Raw genomic sequence first — 23688 nt, forward strand, 5'->3', positions numbered from 1 at the left:
CAGGAGAATAAGATGAAACGACTACAAAAATTTAAACCGGACGGCGTTACTGGTGGATTGCTGCTGCTCATTCTTCTGTCGGTAATGATGTTCAGCATATTACTACCCGGCCGCTTTTTAACTGCACCAACTTTTATGAGTATTGCCTTCCAGTTACCGGAACTGGGCCTGCTTACTCTGGCAATGTTTATCGCAATTCTTAGCGGTGGACTCAATCTTTGCATCATTGCTACAGCAAATATAACGAGCTTATTTATTGCCTGGGTGCTGTTGCAGTTCTTACCCCCTGATGCGAGTACCGGGATGCAATTACTCTGGTTGCTTGTCGGGCTTATTGGCGCGGCAGTTATCGCCACATTCATTGGTATTATCACCGGTCTAATGGTGACGCGGATTGGCGCACACCCGATTCTTGTCACACTTGCAACCATGATGACAGTAAAAGGGATCGGTATTTACCTAACAAAAGGCAGTGCCCTGACCGGTATGCCCGATGTCGTTCGGTCACTCGGCGCTGACACGCTGTTGGGTATACCACTACCACTCTATCTTTTTCTCGCCGCCGCCGGAGGCATGGCTTTGTTTCTTGGTAAAACACGCGCAGGTAAATGTATCTACATGGGTGGCAGCAATATCAATGCGACCTGGTTCAGCGGCATAAATACCCACCGCATGCTAATTCTGGTGTATGTGATATCCAGCCTGCTCTGCGTGCTGGCGGGATTAGTCATGATGGCGCGTTTTAACTCGGCACGTATGGGTTATGGGGACTCTTACCTGCTGTTGACAGTACTCGCGATCATTCTCGGGGGGACTGATCCCAATGGCGGCTTTGGCCGAGTCAGTGGGGTAGTTCTCTCGTTAGTCGTTCTGCAAATTCTATCAACGGGTTTCAACCTGATGAATATTAGCCAGCATTTCAGCCTCGCTATGTGGGGGGCGGTGCTGATCGTCGTACTGGCAGTTAAATTTTTCAATGCTCGCTATTCGGAATACCGCGCAATGCGCCGCAGTGCTGAGGTGGCACGCCAAGTCAATTTAACAAATAAAAAGGAAATATGATGACTATCAAAATATCCCCCTCACTGATGTGTATGAACCTGATGGAGATTAAGCAGCAACTCGCAGTGCTTAATACTCGTGCTGACTTTCTGCATGTGGACATTATGGATGGGCACTACGTTAAGAACATTACTCTATCACCCTTTTTTATTGAACAAATCCGGCCCCATACGCCTTTGATGATTGATGTGCATTTAATGGTGGAAGAACCTACAGACTTTATCGCCGCAGTAGCTAAAGCAGGTGCGGATTATATCTGCCCCCATGCGGAAACCATCAATAAGGATGCCTTCCGCGTGATTAATCAGATTCGTACCTTAAATAAGAAGGTAGGAATAGTTCTGAACCCGGCCACGCCAGTTTCTTTTATCCATCATTACATACACTTGCTAGATAAGATCACTGTAATGACGGTGGACCCAGGCTATGCGGGCCAACCTTTTATCGCTGAGATGGTAGAAAAAATTGCAGAGCTGAAAGCGTTGAAACAACAGAATGGATATAAATACCTGATTGAAATTGATGGTTCCTGTAATCAGAAGACTTATTCAACATTATTAGACGCTGGCGCAGAAGTTTTAATTGTTGGTACCTCAGGGCTGTTTAACCTGGATGATAATCTGGAGACTGCCTGGGACTCAATGAGTCAAAATATTAAGCAGGCGGTACGCGTGCTAAGGGAATCAGCATGAAACAAACCTGGCTGGGTATAGACATAGGAGGTACCAGCACCAGGCTCTTGATGATGGATGATCAACATCAGTGGTTGGGGTTCCACAAAATAGCCACCAGTAGCTGGTCACAGGCAAATAACGCTCTGCCAACTCTGGCAACATTGATTCAGAGCGTATTGGAAAATCAGCAAGTCAATGGAGTTATGATTGGTTTGCCGGGGATATTAAGTCGAGATCGCCAGCAAGTGTTATCTTTACCTTTTATTCAGGCATTGGATAACCAACCGGCAGCCCAGCTTCTGACGGAAATGATTGGTATTCCAGTTGCAATGGATAAAGACGTTAATCATCTGATGCTGTGGGATTTAATGCAGTTAGAGCACCTGCCACAAAATGCGGTTGGCCTATATCTGGGAACCGGGATGGGTAACAGCCTGTGGTTAAATGGTCATTTTTATTACGGTGCATACGGTGGCGCAGGTGAACTAGGGCATATTCCTTTGGTAGGAAGCACATCAGCCGACAGAGAACATCTCTGCCCCTGTGGTAATTTCGGTTGTGCAGAGACGACAACGTCAGGCCATTGGTTGAGCAACTGGGCGCATCTCAATGTCCCTGACACTCCCATGTCGCAACTGTTTACCCAACATCATAACCATCCTGAACTAAAAGACTTTATCAAGAGGCTTGCTAAAATCGCAGCCACAGAGATGAATATTCTCGATCCTGAATGCCTGATTCTTGGCGGTGGAGTGTTATCAATGATTGATTTCCCTCTGGCCAGCCTGCGGGAACAGATAGTCCAACATCTTCGGCCACCGGTAACACGTAACGGGTTGAAAATTATTTTCAGTGATTCAACCGATCACACTGGGTGCCGTGGAGCCTGTCTGGCAGCTGAGCGGCATTTCGGGAGAATATCATGAAAGGTAAAGTGTGTGTTTTTGGTTCATTCAATCTTGATATTGTAGCGGGAATGACACGCTTCCCAAGGCCTGGTGAATCGCTGACGGCACAAAGCAGTATGATGGGCCCAGGAGGTAAAGGTGCCAATCAGGCTACCGCAGCTTTGCGTGCTGGAGCCAGGGTTCATTACATTGGCAAAATTGGTAATGATGATTTCGGTCTTTTTGCTCGCCGACATTTAGAAAACACCGGATTTGATGCCATCACTCTTTTTACCTGCAAAGAAAAGCCAACAGGCAATGCACTCATCTATGTTGCGGGTAACGACGCAGAGAATATGATTTCAGTCTATCCAGGCGCTAATCTAACGGTAACAGCCGCAGAAGTGACACGCTGCCAGCCCACGGTGGCTGCCGCAGATATTTTGCTTATACAGCTTGAGAATAACCTCAACGCTATACAGCGAATGATAGATACCGCTCGTGCTGCTGATACTTACGTTATTCTCAATCCGGCGCCTTGGCAAAAAGTGAGTGATTCGTTGCTCAGCAAAGTTAATTTAATTACTCCCAATAGCACTGAAGCAACGTTATTAACCTGTGTGGAAGTCAATGATCTACCGAGCGCCCAACGTGCTGCCATTGTATTGCATGAAAAAGGAGTTCAACAGTTAATTATCACCTTAGGTATGCAGGGCGCATTGCTCTCGACAAATAACGCTATGTTTTGGATACCGGTTTACCCTGCGCAACCTAAAGATACCACGGGAGCTGGCGATGCATTTAATGGTGCATTAGCAGCACGAATGGCATCAGGTGAACCAATTGAAAAAGCAGCATTATTTGCCTCGGCTTATGCATCTGTCAGTGTGGAAAGGGTTGGGGCAGCCTATGGCATGCCAAGGTATGCTGACGCTTTAGATCGTATGCAGCACTATCCTGAATTGGCTGTAAAACAACTCGAACTACATATTTGAACCACGATTGAATTTTGCTACTTTTAGCCATTCTATTATTTATTTAATCGCCGAAGATTTACGTGAATAATAGTTTTAACCAGATATCTTAACGGTAATTTCAACCATATTTATAATTAATGCATAAATTGAATTATGTAAAAAAGGCGTTTATATGAACGCCTTTTTACATTTAATAACTTACACTATGCCAGTTTGGTATTCACAATATCATTCACTATATGTTTACCATCAATTCCGACACAGACTTTCTTACTGGTTGGTTAGGCAATGGAACCGTTTGCTCAATATTTAACAACCTTTGGGTTTCCAGGCCTTCAGCCATCAGCCCGTATGCTCGTTTGCCTGAAAATGTACGCAACCCCGCCCCTTATATTGGCATTCGTCCCTTCAGCTTGAATTTACAATTTCTCCTGCTTATTGCGCGGATTTTATGCGTTTCCTCACATTTTTCTCTTCTTTTTTGTCGATTATCGACAATTATGTATACTTAAAATGTCGAATTTAGTCGAGGTAAACTATGGATCTGTTATCTTTCACCATTTCCCAGGAACAGAGCGCTGAAACCGCCTGTCTGTCGGATCTGCCGCTACGGGATATGCTCGCGCTACTTAACGAACATGACGCCCGCGTTCCGCAGGCGATCCGGGCAGTTCTACCTGAGGTAGAAGAGGCAGTACGGCTGATCGTTGCGCAGATGTGCCGCGGTGGTCTGCTGTTTTACATCGGAGCCGGAACCAGCGGGCGTCTGGGCGTACTGGACTCCGCTGAATGCCCACCGACCTTCGGCATTGACCCGAATCTGGTGCAGGCGGTGATCGCCGGTGGAGTGGATGCGATGCTGTGTGCGGTGGAAAACGTGGAGGATGACGGGGCGGCGGCCGTGGCGGAACTGTGTCGTCGGGGTCTGAGGCCAGAGGATGTGGTGGTGGGCATTGCTGCCAGCGGGCGTACGCCGTTTGTCATTGCTGCACTTGATTATGCCCGGAAAATCGGTGCGAAAACCATCGCCCTGACCACCCGTGGACCCGGCGTGATTTCTGAGGGGGCGGATGTTGCTATCGCGCCTGATGTGGGGGCTGAAGCGCTTTCCGGCTCCACCCGCATGAAAAGCGGCTCGGCACAAAAAATGTTGCTGGGGATGCTCAGTACCGCCGTGATGACTCAGCTTGGTAAGGTACACGGCAATTTTATGATTGACGTGAAGGCATCGAACGAAAAACTGTACCGTCGTGCGGAGTATATGGTGGCCCGGATTTGCGGCATTGATGAAGAGATGGCCTGTGACCTGCTGGGGTCGGTGGATTACATCGTACGTGCGGCGGTGCTGTGCAACAGGTTAAACCTCGCGCCAGAAGCCGCGCGGGAAATGGCCGCACAGCCTTTCGTCGCGTTGAAGGATCAACTAATCGGAGGAGCCGCCCGTGACAAGTAAAATCGAACATCTGGAGCGGATCGCCGACGCCATCGAGGAAAATATTGGTGGTTTTGGCAATGTCACCACGCTGATCAACTGCATGACCCGGGTGCGTATTGTGCTCCGGGATCGGAGCCAGTTTAATCACGAAGCCTTGCGCAAGGTGGAAGGCGTCAAAGGCGTGGTGGATGCGGGGGAACAATATCAGGTGATTGTCGGTGCCGGTACTGCCGCCAAAGTGGCGGGTGTATTGAATAAACGTATGCAGGGCGCGGGCAACGGCGCGTCATCAGCGGCGGTGGATGAGGCACCTAAACCGTTTTCGGTACGCCGCTCGCTAAATACCCTGGCCGCTATTTTCGTGCCAACGATCCCGGCTCTGATCGGTTGTGGTCTGGTGCTTGGCCTGGTGAACATGGTGAAACTGATTTCACCGGAATTTGCCGCCAGTCACCAGGATTTATTCCTCCTGCTTACGGTGATCGGTAAAGCGGTCTTCACCGTGCTGGCCGTGATGATTGGCATGAATACCGCGAAAGAGCTACAGGCCTCGCCTGCCATCGGCGCGGTTATGGCCGCGGTACTGGCCGCTCCGGATCTCGCCAGCATAAAACTGTTTGGCTTCTCTTTAATGCCGGGGGGAGGAGGGATTTTCGCTGTTCTGCTGGTGTGTGTGTTCGCCGCAAAGTTCGAGTTGTGGTTCCGGCGCCACTGTAAAGAGAGCCTGGACCTGATTTTAACGCCGACGGTGACTATTCTGGTGTCGTCTCTGGCAGCGTTGCTGATCCTCCAGCCGGCTGCTCACGCAGTTAATTTATGGCTGGGTAATCTGGTGTCACTGGCACTGTTGAACCATTCAGCCGGTTCGGTCGTGGTTGGCGCGGTGCTCGGCGGCAGCTTTCTGTTTCTGTTGCTGACCGGGCTACACCAGGGGCTGATCCCCATTCATGCACAAATCCTTGAGACTTTCGGCCTTAACTACCTGTTCCCTATCCTGTCAATGGGGGGGATGGGCCAGGTGGGTGCGGCTGCTTATGTGTATCTGAAAACCAGGAACCCGCGCCTGAAAAAAACGGTTGCTGGCGCGTTGCCGGTGGGGATCCTCGGTGTTGGCGAACCGCTGCTGTTCGGCGTGTCGTTGCCGCTGGGGAAGCCGTTTATCGCTGGCTGTATCGGCGGTGCGGCGGGTGGTGCGGTGATTGCGGCCTGTAAAGTCGGTATTATCATCCCGTTCGGCACGGCTGGGCTGTCGCTGCTGCCATTGGTGGGACCCGGGCAGATCCTGGCATTTCTGCTGGCGGTACTCTGCGCCTGGTGTGTGGGTTTTATCGCGGCAATGATCCTCGGGTTTACCGACCCGTTGGAACAGTGATCACCAAGATGCGGGCCACGGTGTGCTCTCGTTATCATTCAGGATTATTCAAGAGATTATGGAAACCATCATCAGCAAAATCATGGCGTTGGCGAATGCCAAAAGCGCCAACGACCAGCGGATCTCGAGGTTTATTATCGAACACCGCTTCGACCTCTCGTCCCTGAGCGCCACTAAAATGGGACAGGCGCTGGGCATCAGCGATTCGTCTGTCATCCGCTATGCAAAAGCGTTGGGTTGTAGCGGTTTTCCTGACTTTAAGCTGCGGCTGGCGGCGGCCAGGGTGCAGGAAACCCCCGCCCGCCATGAAGTTTACGAAGGCATTGACGCCAGTGATAGCACGCGCCAGATAGTCGAGAAGTCCAAACAGCTGTTTGCCAATAAAATTGAACAGTCCCTGGCTCTTATCGATCCGCTCGTTATCGACACCTGCGCCAGGGTGCTGATCGATGGGCGTAAAATCGTGCTGACGGGCATCGGTGCCTCAGCGCTGATTGCGCTGGATATTAACCGTAAGCTGATCCGCAGTGGGCTGAATGTGCAGTTTAACTGTGATTACCATACCCAACTGGTGCAGGCCTCATTGTTGCAACCGGGCGACGTGCTTATGGCGATCTCGGCGCGCGGCGAAACCGATGAGGTCGTTGAGGGGATCCAACTGGCCCGTGAGGGCGGTGCGCAAACCATCGCCATTACCCGTTACGGAAAAAACAAGGTCAGCCAACTGGTGGATTACGTCATTCCCTACAGCTATACCGAGGTGCACGAGAAACTCGGTATGGTGACGCCGCAGCTTCTGCAAATGATCGCTTTTAATGTTCTGTTCTTTAAAATCAACGCACTTGTCTCTCCCGAGAGCATGTCCAAAGCGCTACGCACGGTATGGCAGCGCAGGCAACAGGGGGGCGCCTCATGAAAATGGGCAAAGATCCTGACTATCGTTTTTCGCTCGCCAACGAACGCACCTTTCTGGCGTGGATACGTACCGCACTGGCATTCCTGGCGAGCGCGGTCGGGGTGGATTTGCTGCTGCGTGAGCATCCTGTGGGGGCAATGCGCCATGGTCAGTGGCTGGTTATTACGCTGGCGTTGGTGGCGATCCTGACTGGCGGCTGGGCTTTTTTGCGCTGGTATCAGAACGAGAAGGCGATGCGCCTGGAGGCCCCGTTTCGCTACAGCCACAGCCTGAGCCTGCTGACCTGTGTCATGTTCGGACTGGGGGCGCTGGTTATCGCTCTGGTGCTGTGAACATGCCTATTCGCGATGTCGGTTTGCAAAAAGAACGAACCCAGCTTGCCTGGGGGCGCAGCGCGCTGGGGGTGACTACCCTGCTGCTGCTGCTGATTAAGCTCGGTATTTTCTCTTCGTTTCAACTGATAGGGGCGGTACTGGTGCTCAGGGTGTTACTGGGCAGTATAGCCGCCCGTAAAAACGAATTGGCCAGTACAGACAAGGCTGTTAACCGAAGAACGGTGATGCGCCATTTGAGTGTGTCACTGACGGTGATGTTGGCCGGCGTCTGGTTTTTACTGAGCTGATTCAGGCTGTTTGTCTGACCAATATGGAGAAAAAGTAATGATGATATGTAAACTCTGCATCGGCTCGGTATTGCTGCTGACGGCAGGCTTCTGCTCCGCGAAAACCTACGAGATAAAGTATACCGACCAGATCCACTCTTTGCAGGAGGCTACGCAGGATGCCGTGTGGACACAGGCTAATCAACTGACTGATTTTAGCTTCCCTTGGGATAAAGAAAAGGTGCCGGAAACGAAATTCCGTGCACTGTGGACGCAGCAGGCTATTTACTTCCGCTTCGATGCTGAAGACAGTGATATCCAGGTCGGCGAACACGAGGATAAGGATGAGGCCGTGCTGGCTTCCGATCGCGTCGAGTTGTTTTTCTCTACAGGTAAGGCGTTAACGCCTTACTATACGGCTGAAATGGACTCCCGTGGGCGGATATTCGACGCCCACGCTAACTATTATCGTCAGGTTGATCCCACCTGGAACTGGCGGACGCTGAAAACCATTGCTACGCCGATAGCCAACGGTTACCGGGTGGTAGGAAAAGTGGATATCGCCGAGCTGGATCAGCTTAAGCTTTGGCAAGACGACGCACATAAAACGCTGATGTGCGCCATTCTTCGTGGTGAGTTCAGCGCTGACGGTCACGGTGGGCAAAAGAGGCAGTGGATCAGCTGGATCACGCCGGATTCTGTGAAGCCTGACTTTCATATCCCCTCCGCGTTCGGCACCTGTCATCTTGTGAAGAACTGATAAATCCATTAGATGGAAAAGGATTGTCTGACACGATGATAATCGGGCCATCGTCATTGGCCAATCCTTCAGTGACATCGTCCTGCTGTTCTGTGTAACCGAAACGCCTGCGCTCAAGCGCCAGTTCGCTGATGCGCCCGGACAGATGCGCATCAGCGGCCGGACGCTGCGCTTCATAGCGGCAGGTCGACAGGGGTAGCCCCCACCAACCAGTAGGCTCGGCGACAGACCCGTTGCTTCACACATCGATACAACATTCCCGTTTCTGGTCTGTCGCCAGTACTTTCGGCCCTGAGCTACCAATTCATTTCTGAAATTAAGTTGCTCATAGGATTACGGGTATCTGTCAGCGATAAAAGGATATAAGATTTGTTAAGAAATGGGCTTAAAAAAGATGTTCTCTACAACCATTATCTATAAACATGTAGCCTGCCTGATTATTAATCACCATGATCACCAATTTGTTCAGAATACTCAGCGTCAATAATACATCAGATAAATAGAGCGTAATAAATAATATGATATCCATTCCTAATGGAATGTTCGTAATACGCTTATTTTGAAGTTTAATCATTTAGTGTAAATAATATTATAAACTATTCATGCAAACCCAGAGAATTGAAAGGTTATGTATGATGAGTTTTAAATTTACTTGTTATTTTGGCTCTGATATAATTACGCATCTATTTATATAATAACACGACAGCCTATATTTTATTTTTGGGAGTATAATAATGATAGAGTTTTTTGATTTAAGTTATGACTCATTGTCAAAGAAAAGGTCGGGAGAGTTATTTTCTCTTAGGAAAATAACATTTAAAGACCGTCTCAACTGGAGAGTGAGTTGTGAAAAAAACATGGAATTTGATGTCTATGACAATAAGAATACTACATATCTTCTCGGTGTCTATAAGGATGTTATAATTTGCAGTTTACGATTTATAGAAACAAAGTTTCCTAATATGATAATAGATACCTTTAAACCTTATTTTAAAGAATTAAGCTTACCGAAAGGAAACTACATTGAGGCCAGTCGTTTATTTATTGATAAAGAGCGAATAAAGGGGTTTCATCTGCAAGAACATCCTATCAGTTCAATCCTTTTTTTATCTATGGTTAATTATGCCAAAAGTTTGTGTTATCAAGGTATTTATGCGATTGTCAGCCATCCGATGTTGATTATTTTCCAACGTTCAGGGTGGCAAGTCTCTGTTGTTGAAAAGGGGTTTTCAGAGAAGCGTCAGAATATTTATCTGATTCATATGCCTGTGGATGAGCATAATCAGCATATATTAATAAAACGCATCAACAAAAAATCTCCCTTTCTGAATAGAAACTTAAATGTTTGGCCATTATCATTCAGCACTAGAAAAAACCGGTCTGATGAGCTTCAATTCGACCCCGAGCCTTATGGCATGTTTAGCATTGGTAACACCTAGTTTTTTAATGGCATTACCCACATGGTATTTTACTGTGGTGAGCTTTATCCCTAAGATAAGGGCGATTTCTTGATAGGATTTTCCCATGCTTGCCCAGTAAAGTATTTCATTTTCACGTTTGGAGAATAACTCCTTTGGGTTTGTTTTTTCAAAATGATTTGTGTTATTAAATTCTTGATACAGTGTTATCAATTTCTCATGTGCTGTTAATAATAACATTTGTAGGTCATTTTTCTTTTCTATTATCAATGTTTCGATATCGTCATCGCAAGACTCATCCATTATCATAGATAGAACAACCAAGTTATGATTATGGTCGTGCAGTACAAAAGTATACCCATTGATGACGTTATAGTCTTTGGCCATATCAAATATTTTCGGCATTTTTAATCCTGAGCTGATCATGATATTCTCATCCCAGGGGAAGGGGGTAATACGGCACGATGCGGTAATAAGGACGGGATCTATGAATTGATAATTATTTTTAGTGTAAAACTCAAACCATTCTGTTCTATTGGAGATGATGGCAAAATTAGTTGGATTTTTTTTGTTCATTATCGCATAGGCATATTTAATATTATTAAACGCCTTTAGATTTTTCTCCAAATAGTTTTTAATGGATGTATTGATCGTCGAGTTGTTAAAGAATGAGTTGGACACCCAGATACCTCCTTGATAAAAATCATCATAACGGCAGGAGTATAGCATAAGCGGGGGATTTGAGCATTTTATAATATGAAAATGAGGCAGTGACACTTAACTCCCCAGTATCAGAATATATAAGCCCGGTAAGCAAGTATCAAGCAAATTATCGAAGATAAATGTTGAACGTGTAACTGTGTGGATTGATAAAAATCAATAAAATTATAGTATAAGGTTATTCTTATTTTTGGGCGATGTGTCACCGATTCTATCAGTTTAGTAAATACTATCCTGATTTTATCTTTTAAATAACTACAGGATAGATTGGTTGTGAAATGATAGGAATAACGATATTGTTTTACACGTGCTCGCCGAGTAAAGAAAAACTTGACAACTTATTGACTATTCGTAGTAGTAGAAATTTCCCTGGTATTGAACAATTTTGCACCTGATCCTTCAAGCAGGATCGGTTTTTTAGTATTTGAAACGCTTTAATTATTATGCTGAAACAATAAAGTATTTTATTAATGAATGATAGATAGACTAAAGTACAGTCTTGCACTGTACTTTATTGGTAAAGTGTCTTAATCGGCTTACTCCAACCTTTTGCACCAAACTGTGCGTAGCGATTGTGCTGGTGACAATACGCTGTTTGCTGGGATGTAGTGCATTATAGCTTATACGGATATTTCAGCCATCTGACCGACGTTCTGCCAACCGTCACGCCAGTTCATAATGCTCACCGGCTGGAGATGAAAGGTGAGTTGATGAAAAAACGACTGGCATAGGTTGACTGAAAATGAACAGTCGGTGTAATGGAAGGAAGTTAGGGCGCGTTGCGGAAAGATACCCTTCTGGAGAGCTTCTAGGGCGCTTTCGGCGTATCCCTCGGACCAGGAATTGCACTTATGCGCGTGCCATTCGAGGGTAAGGGTATGGAAGGTATTCTCAGTGGTAATTTTTTGAGCTTATTTTTCTAACTGTTTTTGCCCGCTAGGATCGAGGCCATTAGTGAGCATTTTACGCGCCTCATCACGCTTAAGGCGGGTATCAGCAAGAGAGAAATCGGGGTAGACACCGATAGCGAGTTTCTTTACCCAAGGAATTCGAGGATCTCTGTGGCGGGAGACTATGAGCGTTACTGGCAATAAAAAGCATTCTTGAGAAAACTCGATCGTAACGATAATCGGTTATATTCATGCATATATCTCCTGTTACACAACCACTTTAAATAAAAACAATAGAAAAAGAATTATGAAATTTATAATATTGGCTATACCAAATATAAGATTACTTCTTTTTAATGCGATGCAACAGCTCAATATAAAAAGCACTACGGAAACGATAGGTAAAGTTAACGCATAAATTAAGTAAAGACCATTTTGCATAGGATCTTTAAGAACATGCCCTGACATAAAAAGCACTGATGCTAAAGCAATGTATGCTTGAGACAGTAAAAATAAAATTTTTGAGAAAGTAGCCATGATTGAAAATCATCCTTAAATGTTAATGTTCTAAATGATGCTTTTATCTGGCATCAATGATTGTTCCATCACCTGCCATAATCAACAAAATGGATGTAAATCGGAGTGTTATCTACCATCTTAGGGAAGTGCAGGCCATAGTCAGTTAACACGCAAAATAAATATGGGTTATTGTCTGTTTTATGAATAATTCAGACAATGTTTTTTTGATTAAAACCCTGAAAATCAGAATATTGACGCGATGGAGATTGAAAATGGTTTTGGTTGTTTCCAGTTGCAGCGACCGGAAGAGTTGGTATCTGCTAAGGGAAATGCTCAGACGGGGTGGAGAAAGCGGGCAGTGACATCAGCGGGCAGAACCTCAGAAAGCAAAAAACCGCCTTTTAGGCGGGTTCTTTAGAAAAGTGGTGCCCGGACTCGGAATCGAACCAAGGACACGGGGATTTTCAATCCCCTGATCTGAAACCGCGTTTTTTAACTTTAAATTAATTAAAATAAAACGATTTATTAATTAATTTAACTGAAAACAAACTGATTTGCATAATTATGGAAACCATAGTTATGCTAAATAATCACATATCCGCAACAAAACGTGCTCCTCGCGTTGTCTCATTCATCAATACCAAAGGCGGTGGCGGTAAAAGTACCCTGGCGGCCAATACGGTCGGATTTTTGGCCGATGCCGGACTGAGGGTGCTGGGCATCGACCTGGATACGCAACCTTTGTTTACCAGTTATTATCAGCTGACTCAGGAAGCCCCCGGCGGCGTTTATGAGCTGTTGCTGAATCGCGATACCTCCCCCGAAACCATTATTTCTCAAACCAGCCTGCCCAATTTTCATCTGATCAAATCCAACGATCCCCATGATCAACTTAAAAACCACTTGCTGACGGCGCCTGATGGACGGCTCCGGTTGAGACAACTGATTGCTGCCTTCCCTGAGTATGATGTGATCATCATTGATACCCAGGGGGCCTACTCTGTTCTTCCCCAGATAGCAACCTTTGCGTCCGACATCATCTGCTGCCCCACCGTCCCCGCCATTTCGGATGCCCGTGAGTTCTTCAGGGGCACCATGTCGATGTTTGCCGAGATGCAGTCGTTGTATCAGATGCTTGGATTGCCCCTGCCACAGGTCAGGGTGGGCGTTAACCGCATGGATCCGCGCAACAGCAGGCTGGACCACGAAGCCCTGAGGGTGATCAGTGACATGGTTGCTGCGGGGTTCCCGGGATTGGTCTTTCCGGTCGCGATGTTGCCGTTTCAGATAACGCGCCTCGATGTCTACAACATGGGGAGCAAGTTGGGTCTGCCCGTTCATCGTCTGGAGCCTGCCCCCATCCCAGACCGTAAGGCCCCGGCGGCTTCCCGGATTATCTACGAACTCAGTTGTGCCCTTTTCCCAGACGCGGAAGCGTCGTTGACGGAATATATCCTGTCCCTTGAAGCGCAGGCTGCGTTGCATTCTCGTGGTAAGGGGCGAGGCACTGTCGCAACCGGGGAGGGCGTGCAATGAGCCGGCTCTTTCGGGCTTCTGCCAGGCCTCTCAGGCTGGCAACGTGCACAGTGTGTGGGTGTGACGACCATCATGCCTGTATCAATACTGTGACCCGGCGTCCCTGCCAGTGGTTGACCGTAGACCGAAAAGCGGGAACCGGCGTGTGTTCTGAATGTGCGGCACCTCAGCCAAAAGGAGATGTGCCGCATGGATAAGCAAAAGTCACTAGGAGACGAGGCACTCTGGCGAGGGTTCACACCATGCGTTCATTCCGCGGAACGGGTCATCGAGGACGTCGAGTTGTTTTTCGGTTATGCGGTAACGATCTTTCCACTTGAGATCAGAATGAAAGGACGCCCAGTAATCCGTCAATGCCAACGACATTTCTTTCGGTGTCAGGGCTTCCACGTCCTGGGGTTTCCAACGATGTTGCTTAATCAGGGCGAATGTAAGCGCTTCTTTGGGATGGATGTGCACCCAATTGTTTGTCTCGCGCAACCATTCACCCAGCCAGAGCAAACGATAACAAAGGTGCATTACTTCCATTCCGGGGTATTCGGAATACGGCTCTGCGGCCTGCATATAAAAACGTTTGCACTGCTTTTCAAACATGTCTTGATTTTCAATCAAATCCATGTCGGACCTCCGTATTTTAGGTTGTTGGTGAGAAAAATGCTGATGGCCGCCGTTAACCAGTACGTTTGCCGACGCTGGTTAACATTCAGGCAGTCAGTATCAGGGAGTTTACTTCCGAATACGGCAGGTCCGGCACCCTTTACGTCTGTTGGTGACAGACCGGACTCTTCTCGGGTTCTGTGCCGGGAGGGGGTGTGATGACGAAAGCGTCCCTACCGTCCGCCCCACCGGTGCAGGCTGTTGAGCCACCGCATTCCATGGATGTCGAGCAGGCCGTTCTCGGCGGTCTGATGCTGGATAACGATCGGTGGGATGATGTGGCGCTCATACTGTCAGAAGCCGATTTCTTCTCGGGCAGTCACCGGCAGATTTACCGTCAGATGAAAGCCCTGATTGAGAATAGTCAGCCAATTGATTTGATCACCTTGTGGCAGACCCTGGAGCAACAGGAGGTTCAGGGCTGGGTCGATTTTGCCTATCTGGCTGAATTGTCAAAAAATACCCCCAGTGCCGCCAATATTGAAGCCTATGCCGGGCATGTTGCCCGGTATGCCAATTTGCGCCGGTTGCAGAAAGTCGGACTGGAACTGACCGGCCGGGCCAGCTTGCGCACGGCTGAACCCGAGGCGGTGCAAGCGTTGGCACAGGCGGCTCTGGAGGCGGCCTCTGCCCAGTACGACCCCGAGGGCATGGCCGATATCCCCGCATTGTTTGAAGACGTTGTCGGGCGGGTGCAAGCGCTGAATGCCAGTGGTGGCGCTCACCTGAGTGGCGTCAGTTTTGGTTTGGAGGAACTGGACAGGAAGACCACCGGTGCCCAGCCCGGTGACCTGGTTATCGTGGCTGCCCGCCCCTCGATGGGGAAAACCGCCTTTGCGCTGGGATTGGGCATTGCGGCTTTGGAGACCACGTCGGCACCGGTACAGATATACAGTCTGGAAATGCCCAAAGAGCAATTGATGTTGCGCTTTATTGCCATCCTGGGGCAGGTCCCCCTGCAGAACCTGCGCAGTGGCGCCATGTCCGAGAGCGACTGGGAGAGGGTGGCCAGTGTCGCGGGCAAAAAAATCATGACTGACTGGCCTGAACGGATGTTGATTGATGACACTGCCGGGCTGTCCCCGTCCTTGTTACGTACCCGCGCCCGCAAGGCCCGCCGCCAATACGGTGACCCGGGGCTTATCCTGGTGGATTACCTGCAACTGATGCAGGTTCCCGAACTGAGTCACAACCGCACGCTGGAGATCTCGGATATTTCCCGTTCGCTGAAAGGGCTGGCCAAAGAAATGGGGTGCCCGGTGGTGGCGTTGTCACAACTGAACCGCGGTCTGGAAAGTCGGGCGGACAAACGTCCAAAACTGTCTGATCTGCGTGAATCGGGGGCGATTGAGCAGGATGCGGATCTGGTGATGTTTATCTACCGGGATGAGGTCTACGACGCGCATTCGCTCGACAAGGGCATGGCCGAAATCATTCTGGGCAAACAGCGTAACGGACCGATTGGCACCGTGAAAGCGGCGTTTATCGCGGAACAGGCGCGGTTTGCGTCCTATGACCTGGGGTATTAAAGGGGAGTCAACAGAATGAAATCGAATCTTAATGTGGTGGATTTACAAGCCAAAATGATGTCGGGGTATCTGCAACGTACGACGCCAGCGCCAGCGGTGTCCAGTTTACCCGCGCCAGGAACGGGTGAAGTGCCGATGGTGCTGACCCTGGATGAATTGCGGCCGAACCCGGACAATCCTCGGACCCAGCGTAACCCACGCTATGCCGACATCAAGGCCAGCATCGCCAGTCGAGGACTGGATTCGGTGCCCAAAGTGACCAAAGACCCCGCTAACCCAGCCTTCTTTATTTTCAGTGACGGGGGGAATACGCGTTATGCCATTTTGCAGGAGCTGTGGGCGGAGACGCAGGATGAACGGTTCTACCGCATTGCCTGCTATGTGAAGCCCTGGCCGGGGCGGTTGATGTGCCTGCTGGGGCATCTGGCGGAGAATGACCTGCGCGGCAATCTGTCGTTTGTCGAGCGCGCCAAGGCGGTGGTGAGCGCCAGGGAGTTGTATGAGCGGGAAAGTGGCCAGAGTCTGTCACTGAGGGCCCTGTCCGAGCGGCTGAGGGCGGATGGGTATGCGGTGCATCCTTCGAATATCCAGCGGATGGAATATACCGTTAACCATTTGTTACAGGTTCTCCCTACCCTGCTGGAGGGCTTAGGCCGTCAGGAGATTGAAAAACTGATAGCTCTCCATACATCAGCCCGGAAGGTATGGTTTGAGCGGACCGATACGTCGGATGCTGCGATTTTTAACCCGATATTTGGCGAAGTCTGTAAAGAGTTTGACAGTGAAGAAGCCTATTCATTCGAGGGGTTTCGGGCGGCCCTGACGCGACATCTGCAACTGAAGGCGGACAAGCCCGAACTGACCTATGACCACTGGTTACTGGCCCTGCAGGGCGAGAATGTCACCCCGCGAGGGATAACCGCTGGCTCGGTTGTCTCTTCCACTGTACCCGATGAACGCGCCCATGAGGCGTTGCTACCCCCTCTGGAGACTGCCCCTGTTCATAGCGATACTGAAGAGGAGGTCACTGTTGGGACGTCCGGTGTTTCCATGCCAGAGCCCTTGCCTGACACGCGGGGTTCTGTCCCCGAGACTCTCCCTGGTGAAAGGGTAACAACCGATACCCATCAGCATGTTACCGATCCCCGGCTCAAAAAAGACTATCAGGAAGAGCAATTGCCGCTGGTCGGGGCAACACCCTCATCGCCTTCGTTGCTTCCCCCTCTGCCTACCCCCGATGGCTCCCCCTTGAGGTTCCCAACGGCCTCGACCTCGGCGTTGCCTCCTTTGTTATCTGCCACGGATGACAGTGACGGCCTGCCTTTCCTGCCGGATGAGGACGTGACGTTGGCGTTTGCCGACAGCGGGCTGGAGCCGGTCACCGATATCTGGGTGGTCTCGCCGCTTCAGGACGACATCGACCATCTGCAGGGCAGTGCATTCCGGCTGGCGTTTGAGCTGGCTGAGTCCTTTGAACTGGGTGAACTGCTGGTCCAGGACAGTGACCCGGCCAGCGCCGGTTTTCAGATGCAAGCGGGTAAGGACGCGATTGACCTGAGCAATAGCCCCGCGTGGGACTGGCTGAATGAACTGTCAGGCAAAACGATGTTGCTGTCACTGGATTTTCTGCTGGGTACGGCGAATCAGCCTCCCGCACTGAATGATTTTCTGATGGTGAAAGTGATGCGGCTGCTGCGTGTATTGCGGCGGCTGCGTGAATTGCAAAGAGAGGATAACAGTCATGTTTGAGTCTGTCTGTCAGCATTACGGCGTCCCGGCCTGCCTGGGGCGAGAGGTCATGGCGTACGGTCAGCCGGGCATCATTGTGAAAGACCTCGGGCACCACATCGGCGTTGCCCTGGTGGACGACCCACGTCAACAGGTCAGGCCGTACCATCCTGTTGACGGCATGGTGTATGGCGGGATAACAGAACCGACGGTGTTACCCCCACAAAAGTCCTGGCGGTGTCTCCCGCCCTGGACGTCGTGCTGGATTCTGGACTCGGCTTCTGTTTTTACCGTCACCGCGGAGACCCGCAACAAGGCGCGGTATCAGGCGTTTTTCTACCTGACGCGGCAATGTGAACTGAGTCTGGAGCGTGAGGCCTTGCTGGATATCCGTGTTCGCCGGGCACGTTATTGATTGACGAGATGGACGAACTGGATTATCTGCAAGCTGAAGTGGATGCACGGTTGCACCGCCAGATAGAACAGGCGCGTTGGCTACCGGCCAGGCCTGTTTCTGCTTTTGTGTGTGAAGACTGTGGGGTGCCCATACCGGATAAACGGCGGCTGGCGTTACCGGGGGTGCAGTGCTGTGTGGACTGCCAGACGATAAATGAAGCGATGTCGGGCCGGTATGCCCGGCGCGGGAGATGAGAGACATGACAATGACAGACGTCTATTTGAAAAAGCCCCGGTCCCAGTACCGGTGGCGCGGTGCCCGGGTGATTACCGTCAGGGGATTATCCAATCAGATGGCCAGTGTCCCGTTGGGGGCCTCTGGCACAGTGACCTACTCCTCCCGGGGATTGACGGTACGTTTTGATGCCTGTGCGTGCTGTCGGGTGCAGATTGTGATAAGTGGCCTGCGTCCGGACGATTTGGAGATAACGGCGCTGCCCGAGACGGCGCAGGCGGTGACCGGTGGCTGACCATCAATCACGAGTTCGCCCCCTGGTGCTGACTGCCAGCGCCCTGACCGGGCGTATTTATGCCGGGTATGCCAACCGGGACGGGACCTTCTTCCAGGGTAAAAAGACCGATGTCACCGGACTGGCTCTGAACGCGGTAGTGGGGCATGTCGGTCATGGCAACAGCGTCACCCTGAGCTGCCATGACCTGCAAGGGAAAGCGGTCCCGGTGGCACACATCAGCGTGGAGGAGGGGCATCTTCCTTCACTGCTTGATATCTATCGCGAGGCGTACGCCGAGGCCCGGCAGAATATCGATCGACTGCAGGCGCGGCTGGCGACCTGCACTCTCGCTGCAGACCCACAATAGTCAGGAGTTGAGGATGAGAACAGACAGGCAGGCAAGGGTAAGGGCGTTACCGACTGAGCGCCGGGATGAACTGGCGGCCAGCGGTGCGCTGCTGTGTGATTTGTTGAGCACCGGCGCCCAGCGTGCCGGTCTGTTGTTGCGCCAGGAGGTGGAGCAGGCCTGTGAGCGGTTGCCCGGTGATGCTGTCTTCACCCTGGCAGACGTCAGCCGTCTGCTGACCCACAGTCTTGAGGCGGTCGAGCATCAGTTGGCCAGCGAACACCAGGCGTTGGCCGGGGTATCGCCGGACAGTCCCGGCGTGACCCTGAGCGGTGAAGAGTTGCTCAGGCTGTGCCGGTTTGCCGGGATTTCGCTGGCACCGGAAAAGGGTTCAGATGAGGTCCGTTTGCCGGACAGCGTCACGGTCTATGAGGGCAACCGCATTAGCGCACAGGGACGAGTGGGGCGGGGAGTGTATGCCTGCCGCGGCCGTCATTTGACGGCGGGGGCGGTGTGTCTGAGTGCCAACGCTATGAGGCCACGGAAGAAGCGTGAGGTCGGTGACCGCATGCTGGGAGGTGAACTATGACCGATGAGACGGTATCAACCCAGCCGGGCCACTCGGCCAATGCATTGCTGATGCAGTTGCTGCTGGACATCAAGCGGGGGCATTTGTCCCGCTGCGAGTCGATGGGGCTGACCATTGGCGATATCCGGGCGATTAACCAGTTGTCCTTTGATGACCTGCAGTACCTGATGAGCTCAGAGGTGTGCGTGGTGCAGATGCATGTCGACAGAAAGCTGTTGTCCATTCTGCTGGAGCAGGCCCGCCGGTCACGCTGGACCCAGCAGATGATTGACCGGGCACTGGCGTTAGGGGCGTCCATGGCGATGATGCGGGACTACTTTGGGTTGACGACCCATGTGGTGGCCACCCGGCGACGGTTGCTGGACATTGAGGTGCAGAAAGGGCGTTCGACCCTGCTTAATGAGTCTCAGGAGCAGCACGTGTGGCTGGCCTGGCGCCAGTTGGGCGCCCACCCCGTGGATTCCCTGGAAGGGCTGGACACGATGATGATACTGGCGGAGCGCACCGGTTTTTCGCTGACCACCCTCTATCGCTCTCTGCTGCAGGCGGGATGTTCATCTCCGGTTCGGATTGGCTCCCCTGTTGCGTCTGCCGGTACTGATGAGGTGGCCAAACGATGAAACCCAATCTCCACTCCAATTCTGATGTTACCCAGCCAGAAACTGGCACGACGAGGCAACGGCCGTGTTCCCGGGCTGACAGCCCGTGGCTGGGGGGCATTATCCGGCACACTCTGGCCAAAATGGCAGCGGACATCGAGTCAAAAGCCACACAGGGTGTGGCGGTCAACGAACAGAGCAGCCTGGTGTACATGGGCAATGTGCATGATGCGATACCGCGGCGGCTGTTACTGGCCAAAAACCTGTCACCGCTGGACAAGACGGCGTGGATGATGATCAGGCTGTACGCCCAGCAGAACGACGGCGCAGTATTCCCCACCTACAGCGAACTGCAGCGACAGCTGGGCAGTCCGGGTCATGCCCAGGCTTCGAGCGAGACGGTCAGCCACGTGCTGGTGATGTTGCGCCTGACGCGCTGGCTGAGTCTGTGCAAGACCGTGCGGGATCCGGTGACGGGGCGAATACGGGGCAATATCTACGCCCAGCATGATGAACCGCTGACGGCGCGGGATGCGGAAGCCTTTGACCCGCAGTATCTGGCCCTGGTGGAACGGTGCTGCCGACACAAACATAAAAGCATCCGCGTGACGGCCCGACAACTGCTGGCGCAACTGCGTTCAGACCCGGATTACCGTCACCAGCACAGCCGTCTGGCCCTGATTGCCGAGCGGTTACATCTGCCCTTGACGCCGGCTCAGGCGTATCCCCTTTGTCCGACATCGGAAACCGAAGCCGGGTTGCGTGGGCCCCGACCTCGGCGAAAAACCCCGGTTTCGGAAACCGAAGACGGGCAATCCAGGGGCAAAAACCCCCCGCCTTCGGAAACCGAAGGCAGTCTGAAATCAGACACTTATGGCCGACTTCGGAAACCGAAGGGGAAAGACGTACGTGTTTCTGTTTTTAACGATGAAAACCCAAACACGTACGACGTGCGCGAGTGGTCAGTGACCGACCCGTTGCCGGAGCCCTTGCTGAGTACGCTGTCGGTGTCGGAGCGGGCGCAGGTCGGTGCCCAGTTGCTACAACTTCCGCCGGAGACGGCGCATGCCGTGGTCTCTCAAGTGCTGCGCCAGATGACGCAGGGGACGGTGAAAAAGCCGGTGGCGTACCTGCTGAGCACCCTGCAGAAAGCCCGGAACGGGGCGTTCACTGCCTACCGTGTGCCAGAGGTGGTGAGCGTTCCTCAGGGACGTCCGGCCCCCTCACACCCGGCGAGTGCGCCGGGCCACGGAGACGCTGACACTCCGCCGGTGTATTACACGCCTCCCCCGGATTTCTTCACGGCGCTGTTTGGGGGCAAGGCAGGGAAGGGCACACCGGACCCCCGGCGGGGGAAGTGAAATGGGCAGACGACGTGTACCGGTTGAGCAGAAACGGGCAAAAGCCGCCTTGCGGCAGCGCCGTTGTCGTGCACAGCGACGAGCCAACGGGGTGATGTTGACCCTGGGGGAGCAAGAGCTGGGGTACCTGACCGAACTGTGTCAGGCCCGGCGTCCAGGGCGGGTGGCGTATGCACCCCGTGAGTTTATCGAGCTGCTGATTATCCGAGAATGGCAGCGCTGGCAACAGCAGTCGGCGACGCTTGGGGAATGTCGACACTGTGGGAAAGCGAAGCTGGACGGCGGGTGTCAGGGGGAATACCAGGGCAACAGTACGGCCTGCTGGCTGACCTATGACTGCCGAGAGGTTTTTTTATGATGATGCATGTGGCCCGAAATGTCCCGGCAGAGGTCGTGGCGAGCGCTGAACAGGCACTGGCGCTGTTGCAATCGGGTGGGGTATTGCCAGCCCGCTACCGTTACCAGCGTTGCACCTGTCCCGGGGGCTGGTTTGAGGTGGTGAGGCTGCGGCAATACCGGCTGGTGCGGCGTCGTGGTACGACCCGTTGGGAACTGATGACCCACCAGACCTACAATAAACTCCGTGTCGCCAAGTCCTGAGTGCCATGACGTTCAGGTGTTGCAGAACCTGCCTGAACGGGCGACATCTTTGACACAATCCCGAGGTCTCCAATGAAAGATAATCGTGAGGTTACCCCTCAATCAGAAGCAGAGAAAACAGATAACTGGGCTTACCCTGATGGTGTGCTTGTCCCCTCGCCAGAATTACCCCAGTTGCATTTCGTGATGAAGGCTCGCCACCATACTTTCCTGCTTTCACTTGAAAATATTTTACTTTGTCTGCAGGAAGCCGAGCGGCAGGGGGAAGTCCCAACGATTGAAGATATATGGTGGGTCACGCTGCAGGGAAAATTTGACGTTTTGCGCTAGGCCATTCGCGTAGCCCGCGAATATGTTGCACGGTGCAACACCCTGATACCTATTGATTGGACGCTATTGATAGGTAACGGGCTCTGACGCTCAGTGGAGCGAAAACTCACGTTAAGCAACGTTATTTGCCTCTGGCGCCTCTTTTAACGGTCTCAGATGTCCTTTGGTCACCAGTTCTGCCAGCGTGAAGGAATAATGGCCGAGCATCTTGATATGTCCGTGGCAAAGCGGGGAGAGGCGTGCGATATCTTCATCATTCAGTGTTTCACCCTGCTCCAGGAGATGAGCCAGGGCTGCCTGTATATAAATAGTGTTCCATAACACGACGGCGTTAGTGACCAGCCCCAGTGCTCCCAACTGATCTTCCTGGCCGTCGGTATATCGCTTTCTTATCTCACCTCTCTGACCGTGGCAGATGGCTCTGGCAACTATAGAAAGGAACAGCTTACCACCATCGGCTATTCGCAACATAGCCGTCAATATTTGCATGCCTGAAAATTATTAATACAAAAAACCATGATATAAATCAATAAATGGCGTAAGAAATTGAAAAGATATGTTTTTTTATGTAAATAAAAAAACAGGATGCACTCACAACTCACTGGATTTAATCATATTAGTTTTATGATATGCATTTTTAGTATCGCTATAAATAAATGATTATCTCCCCCGCATTACCCATAAGCATTAGAATGGAGAACATTCCTAGGCAATAACTTTTTTTGAATGATAAAACGAATGATTACATTCCCCTGATTGTTAAAGGCATATTCAATGTGATGTTATTCAATATGGAAGGTGTTGTTGATTGCTTTTTTATCCTGATTTAAAGAAGACATTATTGATTATTTCAAGAGAAATCCGACTGTTGTCCAGGCTAAAACTGAAGATGGTCCTATAGCATGTCTCTCTCATGGCAATAAGGTCAAAAGAACAGGCGCATCATGTTGGTAGGCTAAAATTATAAATAAAATCAATTTGATAACTCATAACTTGATGTGAGTCAAAAAAACAACAAATAAATATATTATCCTGTTAATTTCATAAAATAACAGAAATTGTGCTGAGATTTTACCTTGAAGTATATGGGCTGTATATTTTAAAGAAAAACTAAAAAAAACCATATATTAAATATATAATTCCATAATTTTATTATTATGCGGGATTAAATGCTATTTTTGTGAGAGTGGACCCGTCAAATCATTAATCTTGTGCGCATTGAAAGGTGACTTATAAATTCTGTATTCTGTAAAAAGAATAAATATTGATGGCCT

Annotated in this window: 27 protein-coding genes and 2 pseudogenes; 24 read left to right on the forward strand and 5 right to left on the reverse strand. The window is 50.8% G+C overall.

The window, feature by feature from the left end; all coding sequences use genetic code 11:
• Positions 1 to 12 precede the first annotated feature (12 nt).
• The 10 genes from Z042_RS08115 to Z042_RS08160 all read left to right on the forward strand — a co-directional run bounded on the left by Z042_RS08115 (position 13) and on the right by Z042_RS08160 (position 8684).
• Positions 13 to 1062: an ABC transporter permease gene (locus Z042_RS08115; RefSeq protein ID WP_024914467.1), complete on the forward strand. Its 1050-nt coding sequence runs from the start codon at positions 13 to 15 to the stop codon at positions 1060 to 1062.
• Positions 1062 to 1754, forward strand: a complete 693-nt coding sequence (gene alsE / locus Z042_RS08120) for a D-allulose 6-phosphate 3-epimerase (protein ID WP_024914468.1) — start codon at positions 1062 to 1064, stop codon at positions 1752 to 1754. The genes Z042_RS08115 and alsE overlap by 1 nt, the downstream gene beginning before the upstream one ends.
• Complete coding sequence (alsK, locus tag Z042_RS08125; RefSeq protein WP_024914469.1) at positions 1751 to 2662, forward strand: allose kinase; 912 nt, start codon at positions 1751 to 1753, stop codon at positions 2660 to 2662. Before alsE ends, alsK begins: the two co-directional genes overlap by 4 nt.
• On the forward strand, positions 2659 to 3618 hold the full coding sequence (locus tag Z042_RS08130; RefSeq protein ID WP_024914470.1) for a ribokinase: 960 nt from the start codon (positions 2659 to 2661) through the stop codon (positions 3616 to 3618). The genes alsK and Z042_RS08130 overlap by 4 nt, the downstream gene beginning before the upstream one ends.
• Before the next feature lie 520 nt (positions 3619 to 4138).
• Positions 4139 to 5053: an N-acetylmuramic acid 6-phosphate etherase gene (locus Z042_RS08135; RefSeq protein WP_024914471.1), complete on the forward strand. Its 915-nt coding sequence runs from the start codon at positions 4139 to 4141 to the stop codon at positions 5051 to 5053.
• Positions 5043 to 6407 carry a PTS transporter subunit EIIC gene (locus Z042_RS08140; protein WP_024914472.1) on the forward strand — a complete coding sequence of 455 codons (1365 nt, stop codon included), beginning with the start codon at positions 5043 to 5045 and terminating at the stop codon, positions 6405 to 6407. The genes Z042_RS08135 and Z042_RS08140 overlap by 11 nt, the downstream gene beginning before the upstream one ends.
• A 58-nt stretch (positions 6408 to 6465) precedes the next feature.
• Positions 6466 to 7323, forward strand: coding sequence for a MurR/RpiR family transcriptional regulator (locus Z042_RS08145; RefSeq protein ID WP_025297180.1), 858 nt, complete (start codon positions 6466 to 6468; stop codon positions 7321 to 7323).
• Entirely contained in the window at positions 7320 to 7655 is a 336-nt protein-coding gene (locus Z042_RS08150) for a YidH family protein (protein WP_024914085.1), read from the forward strand. Before Z042_RS08145 ends, Z042_RS08150 begins: the two co-directional genes overlap by 4 nt.
• Positions 7656 to 7657: 2 nt before the next feature.
• On the forward strand, positions 7658 to 7945 hold the full coding sequence (locus tag Z042_RS08155) for a DUF202 domain-containing protein (protein ID WP_037407342.1): 288 nt from the start codon (positions 7658 to 7660) through the stop codon (positions 7943 to 7945).
• Positions 7946 to 7982: 37 nt separating this feature from the next.
• Positions 7983 to 8684 carry a carbohydrate-binding family 9-like protein gene (locus Z042_RS08160; protein ID WP_024914087.1) on the forward strand — a complete coding sequence of 234 codons (702 nt, stop codon included), beginning with the start codon at positions 7983 to 7985 and terminating at the stop codon, positions 8682 to 8684.
• Between the two features lie 94 nt (positions 8685 to 8778).
• Here Z042_RS08160 and Z042_RS26830 read toward each other — a convergent pair.
• Positions 8779 to 8976, reverse strand: a pseudogene (locus tag Z042_RS26830) (IS3 family transposase); the annotation flags it as partial.
• Positions 8977 to 9418: 442 nt separating this feature from the next.
• On the opposite strand from Z042_RS26830, the gene Z042_RS08170 reads away from it, so the two are divergent.
• Positions 9419 to 10123, forward strand: coding sequence for an acyl-homoserine-lactone synthase (locus Z042_RS08170; protein ID WP_024914089.1), 705 nt, complete (start codon positions 9419 to 9421; stop codon positions 10121 to 10123).
• Here Z042_RS08170 and Z042_RS08175 read toward each other — a convergent pair.
• Entirely contained in the window at positions 10040 to 10783 is a 744-nt protein-coding gene (locus Z042_RS08175) for a helix-turn-helix transcriptional regulator (RefSeq protein WP_024914090.1), read from the reverse strand. The two genes, Z042_RS08170 and Z042_RS08175, sit on opposite strands and share 84 nt — an antisense overlap.
• Positions 10784 to 11733: 950 nt before the next feature.
• Positions 11734 to 11913, reverse strand: coding sequence for an Arm DNA-binding domain-containing protein (locus Z042_RS26835; protein ID WP_071882808.1), 180 nt, complete (start codon positions 11911 to 11913; stop codon positions 11734 to 11736).
• Positions 11914 to 12810: 897 nt separating this feature from the next.
• Between Z042_RS26835 and Z042_RS08185 the strand changes: the two genes are divergently transcribed.
• Positions 12811 to 13767: a ParA family protein gene (locus Z042_RS08185; RefSeq protein ID WP_024914092.1), complete on the forward strand. Its 957-nt coding sequence runs from the start codon at positions 12811 to 12813 to the stop codon at positions 13765 to 13767.
• 207 nt (positions 13768 to 13974) lie between these two features.
• On the opposite strand, the gene Z042_RS08190 is transcribed toward Z042_RS08185, so the two are convergent.
• Positions 13975 to 14385 carry a hypothetical protein gene (locus Z042_RS08190; RefSeq protein WP_024914093.1) on the reverse strand — a complete coding sequence of 137 codons (411 nt, stop codon included), beginning with the start codon at positions 14383 to 14385 and terminating at the stop codon, positions 13975 to 13977.
• Between the two features lie 197 nt (positions 14386 to 14582).
• Between Z042_RS08190 and dnaB the strand changes: the two genes are divergently transcribed.
• From dnaB to Z042_RS08250, 12 genes are all read left to right on the forward strand, one after another.
• Entirely contained in the window at positions 14583 to 15953 is a 1371-nt protein-coding gene (gene dnaB / locus Z042_RS08195; RefSeq protein ID WP_037407344.1) for a replicative DNA helicase, read from the forward strand.
• Between the two features lie 15 nt (positions 15954 to 15968).
• The gene (locus Z042_RS08200) at positions 15969 to 17702 is read left to right on the forward strand and encodes a ParB family protein (protein WP_051506732.1); all 1734 of its coding nucleotides are present in this window, start codon (positions 15969 to 15971) and stop codon (positions 17700 to 17702) included.
• A gap of 112 nt (positions 17703 to 17814) precedes the next feature.
• Positions 17815 to 18096 (forward strand): hypothetical protein, encoded by a 282-nt coding sequence (locus tag Z042_RS08205; RefSeq protein ID WP_154666903.1) that lies wholly within the window; start codon positions 17815 to 17817, stop codon positions 18094 to 18096.
• On the forward strand, positions 18093 to 18332 hold the full coding sequence (locus Z042_RS08210; RefSeq protein ID WP_236849229.1) for a TraR/DksA family transcriptional regulator: 240 nt from the start codon (positions 18093 to 18095) through the stop codon (positions 18330 to 18332). The genes Z042_RS08205 and Z042_RS08210 overlap by 4 nt, the downstream gene beginning before the upstream one ends.
• 98 nt (positions 18333 to 18430) lie before the next feature.
• Positions 18431 to 18607 carry a hypothetical protein gene (locus tag Z042_RS08215; RefSeq protein WP_236849230.1) on the forward strand — a complete coding sequence of 59 codons (177 nt, stop codon included), beginning with the start codon at positions 18431 to 18433 and terminating at the stop codon, positions 18605 to 18607.
• Entirely contained in the window at positions 18600 to 18956 is a 357-nt protein-coding gene (locus Z042_RS08220; protein WP_024914097.1) for a DUF7446 family protein, read from the forward strand. Before Z042_RS08215 ends, Z042_RS08220 begins: the two co-directional genes overlap by 8 nt.
• Before the next feature lie 13 nt (positions 18957 to 18969).
• On the forward strand, positions 18970 to 19524 hold the full coding sequence (locus tag Z042_RS08225; protein WP_024914098.1) for a hypothetical protein: 555 nt from the start codon (positions 18970 to 18972) through the stop codon (positions 19522 to 19524).
• Positions 19521 to 20144 carry a DUF2857 domain-containing protein gene (locus Z042_RS08230; RefSeq protein WP_024914099.1) on the forward strand — a complete coding sequence of 208 codons (624 nt, stop codon included), beginning with the start codon at positions 19521 to 19523 and terminating at the stop codon, positions 20142 to 20144. The genes Z042_RS08225 and Z042_RS08230 overlap by 4 nt, the downstream gene beginning before the upstream one ends.
• Complete coding sequence (locus tag Z042_RS08235; protein WP_024914100.1) at positions 20141 to 21484, forward strand: STY4528 family pathogenicity island replication protein; 1344 nt, start codon at positions 20141 to 20143, stop codon at positions 21482 to 21484. Before Z042_RS08230 ends, Z042_RS08235 begins: the two co-directional genes overlap by 4 nt.
• A 1-nt stretch (position 21485) precedes the next feature.
• Positions 21486 to 21842 (forward strand): hypothetical protein, encoded by a 357-nt coding sequence (locus Z042_RS08240; RefSeq protein WP_236849231.1) that lies wholly within the window; start codon positions 21486 to 21488, stop codon positions 21840 to 21842.
• 8 nt (positions 21843 to 21850) lie between these two features.
• A complete protein-coding gene (locus Z042_RS08245) occupies positions 21851 to 22084 on the forward strand; it encodes a ParE family toxin-like protein (RefSeq protein ID WP_154666905.1) in 234 nt (77 codons plus the stop codon).
• A 72-nt stretch (positions 22085 to 22156) separates the two neighbouring features.
• Positions 22157 to 22414, forward strand: coding sequence for a hypothetical protein (locus tag Z042_RS08250; RefSeq protein WP_024914103.1), 258 nt, complete (start codon positions 22157 to 22159; stop codon positions 22412 to 22414).
• Between the two features lie 111 nt (positions 22415 to 22525).
• Here the strand turns inward: Z042_RS08250 and Z042_RS08255 are convergent.
• Positions 22526 to 22843: pseudogene (locus Z042_RS08255) on the reverse strand (Tn3 family transposase); the annotation flags it as partial.
• Positions 22844 to 23688: the final 845 nt, after the last annotated feature.

The organism is Chania multitudinisentens RB-25 (assembly GCF_000520015.2).
In the GTDB taxonomy this organism is placed as follows: domain Bacteria; phylum Pseudomonadota; class Gammaproteobacteria; order Enterobacterales; family Enterobacteriaceae; genus Chania; species Chania multitudinisentens.

Excerpts from the sequence above, each read along its gene's own strand:
- Z042_RS08250 (WP_024914103.1), top strand. The coding sequence starts at position 22,157 with ATGAAAGATAATCGTGAGGTTACCCCTCAATCAGAAGCAGAGAAAACA.
- Z042_RS08145 (WP_025297180.1), top strand. The coding sequence starts at position 6,466 with ATGGAAACCATCATCAGCAAAATCATGGCGTTGGCGAATGCCAAAAGC.
- alsK (WP_024914469.1), top strand. The coding sequence starts at position 1,751 with ATGAAACAAACCTGGCTGGGTATAGACATAGGAGGTACCAGCACCAGG.
- Z042_RS08240 (WP_236849231.1), top strand. The coding sequence starts at position 21,486 with ATGGGCAGACGACGTGTACCGGTTGAGCAGAAACGGGCAAAAGCCGCC.
- Z042_RS08190 (WP_024914093.1), bottom strand. The coding sequence starts at position 14,385 with ATGGATTTGATTGAAAATCAAGACATGTTTGAAAAGCAGTGCAAACGT.
- Z042_RS08185 (WP_024914092.1), top strand. The coding sequence starts at position 12,811 with ATGCTAAATAATCACATATCCGCAACAAAACGTGCTCCTCGCGTTGTC.
- Z042_RS08215 (WP_236849230.1), top strand. The coding sequence starts at position 18,431 with ATGGCCAGTGTCCCGTTGGGGGCCTCTGGCACAGTGACCTACTCCTCC.
- alsE (WP_024914468.1), top strand. The coding sequence starts at position 1,062 with ATGACTATCAAAATATCCCCCTCACTGATGTGTATGAACCTGATGGAG.
- Z042_RS08235 (WP_024914100.1), top strand. The coding sequence starts at position 20,141 with ATGAAACCCAATCTCCACTCCAATTCTGATGTTACCCAGCCAGAAACT.
- dnaB (WP_037407344.1), top strand. The coding sequence starts at position 14,583 with ATGACGAAAGCGTCCCTACCGTCCGCCCCACCGGTGCAGGCTGTTGAG.
- Z042_RS08150 (WP_024914085.1), top strand. The coding sequence starts at position 7,320 with ATGAAAATGGGCAAAGATCCTGACTATCGTTTTTCGCTCGCCAACGAA.
- Z042_RS08200 (WP_051506732.1), top strand. The coding sequence starts at position 15,969 with ATGAAATCGAATCTTAATGTGGTGGATTTACAAGCCAAAATGATGTCG.
- Z042_RS08170 (WP_024914089.1), top strand. The coding sequence starts at position 9,419 with ATGATAGAGTTTTTTGATTTAAGTTATGACTCATTGTCAAAGAAAAGG.
- Z042_RS08225 (WP_024914098.1), top strand. The coding sequence starts at position 18,970 with ATGAGAACAGACAGGCAGGCAAGGGTAAGGGCGTTACCGACTGAGCGC.
- Z042_RS08130 (WP_024914470.1), top strand. The coding sequence starts at position 2,659 with ATGAAAGGTAAAGTGTGTGTTTTTGGTTCATTCAATCTTGATATTGTA.
- Z042_RS08230 (WP_024914099.1), top strand. The coding sequence starts at position 19,521 with ATGACCGATGAGACGGTATCAACCCAGCCGGGCCACTCGGCCAATGCA.
- Z042_RS08135 (WP_024914471.1), top strand. The coding sequence starts at position 4,139 with ATGGATCTGTTATCTTTCACCATTTCCCAGGAACAGAGCGCTGAAACC.
- Z042_RS08155 (WP_037407342.1), top strand. The coding sequence starts at position 7,658 with ATGCCTATTCGCGATGTCGGTTTGCAAAAAGAACGAACCCAGCTTGCC.
- Z042_RS08160 (WP_024914087.1), top strand. The coding sequence starts at position 7,983 with ATGATGATATGTAAACTCTGCATCGGCTCGGTATTGCTGCTGACGGCA.
- Z042_RS08115 (WP_024914467.1), top strand. The coding sequence starts at position 13 with ATGAAACGACTACAAAAATTTAAACCGGACGGCGTTACTGGTGGATTG.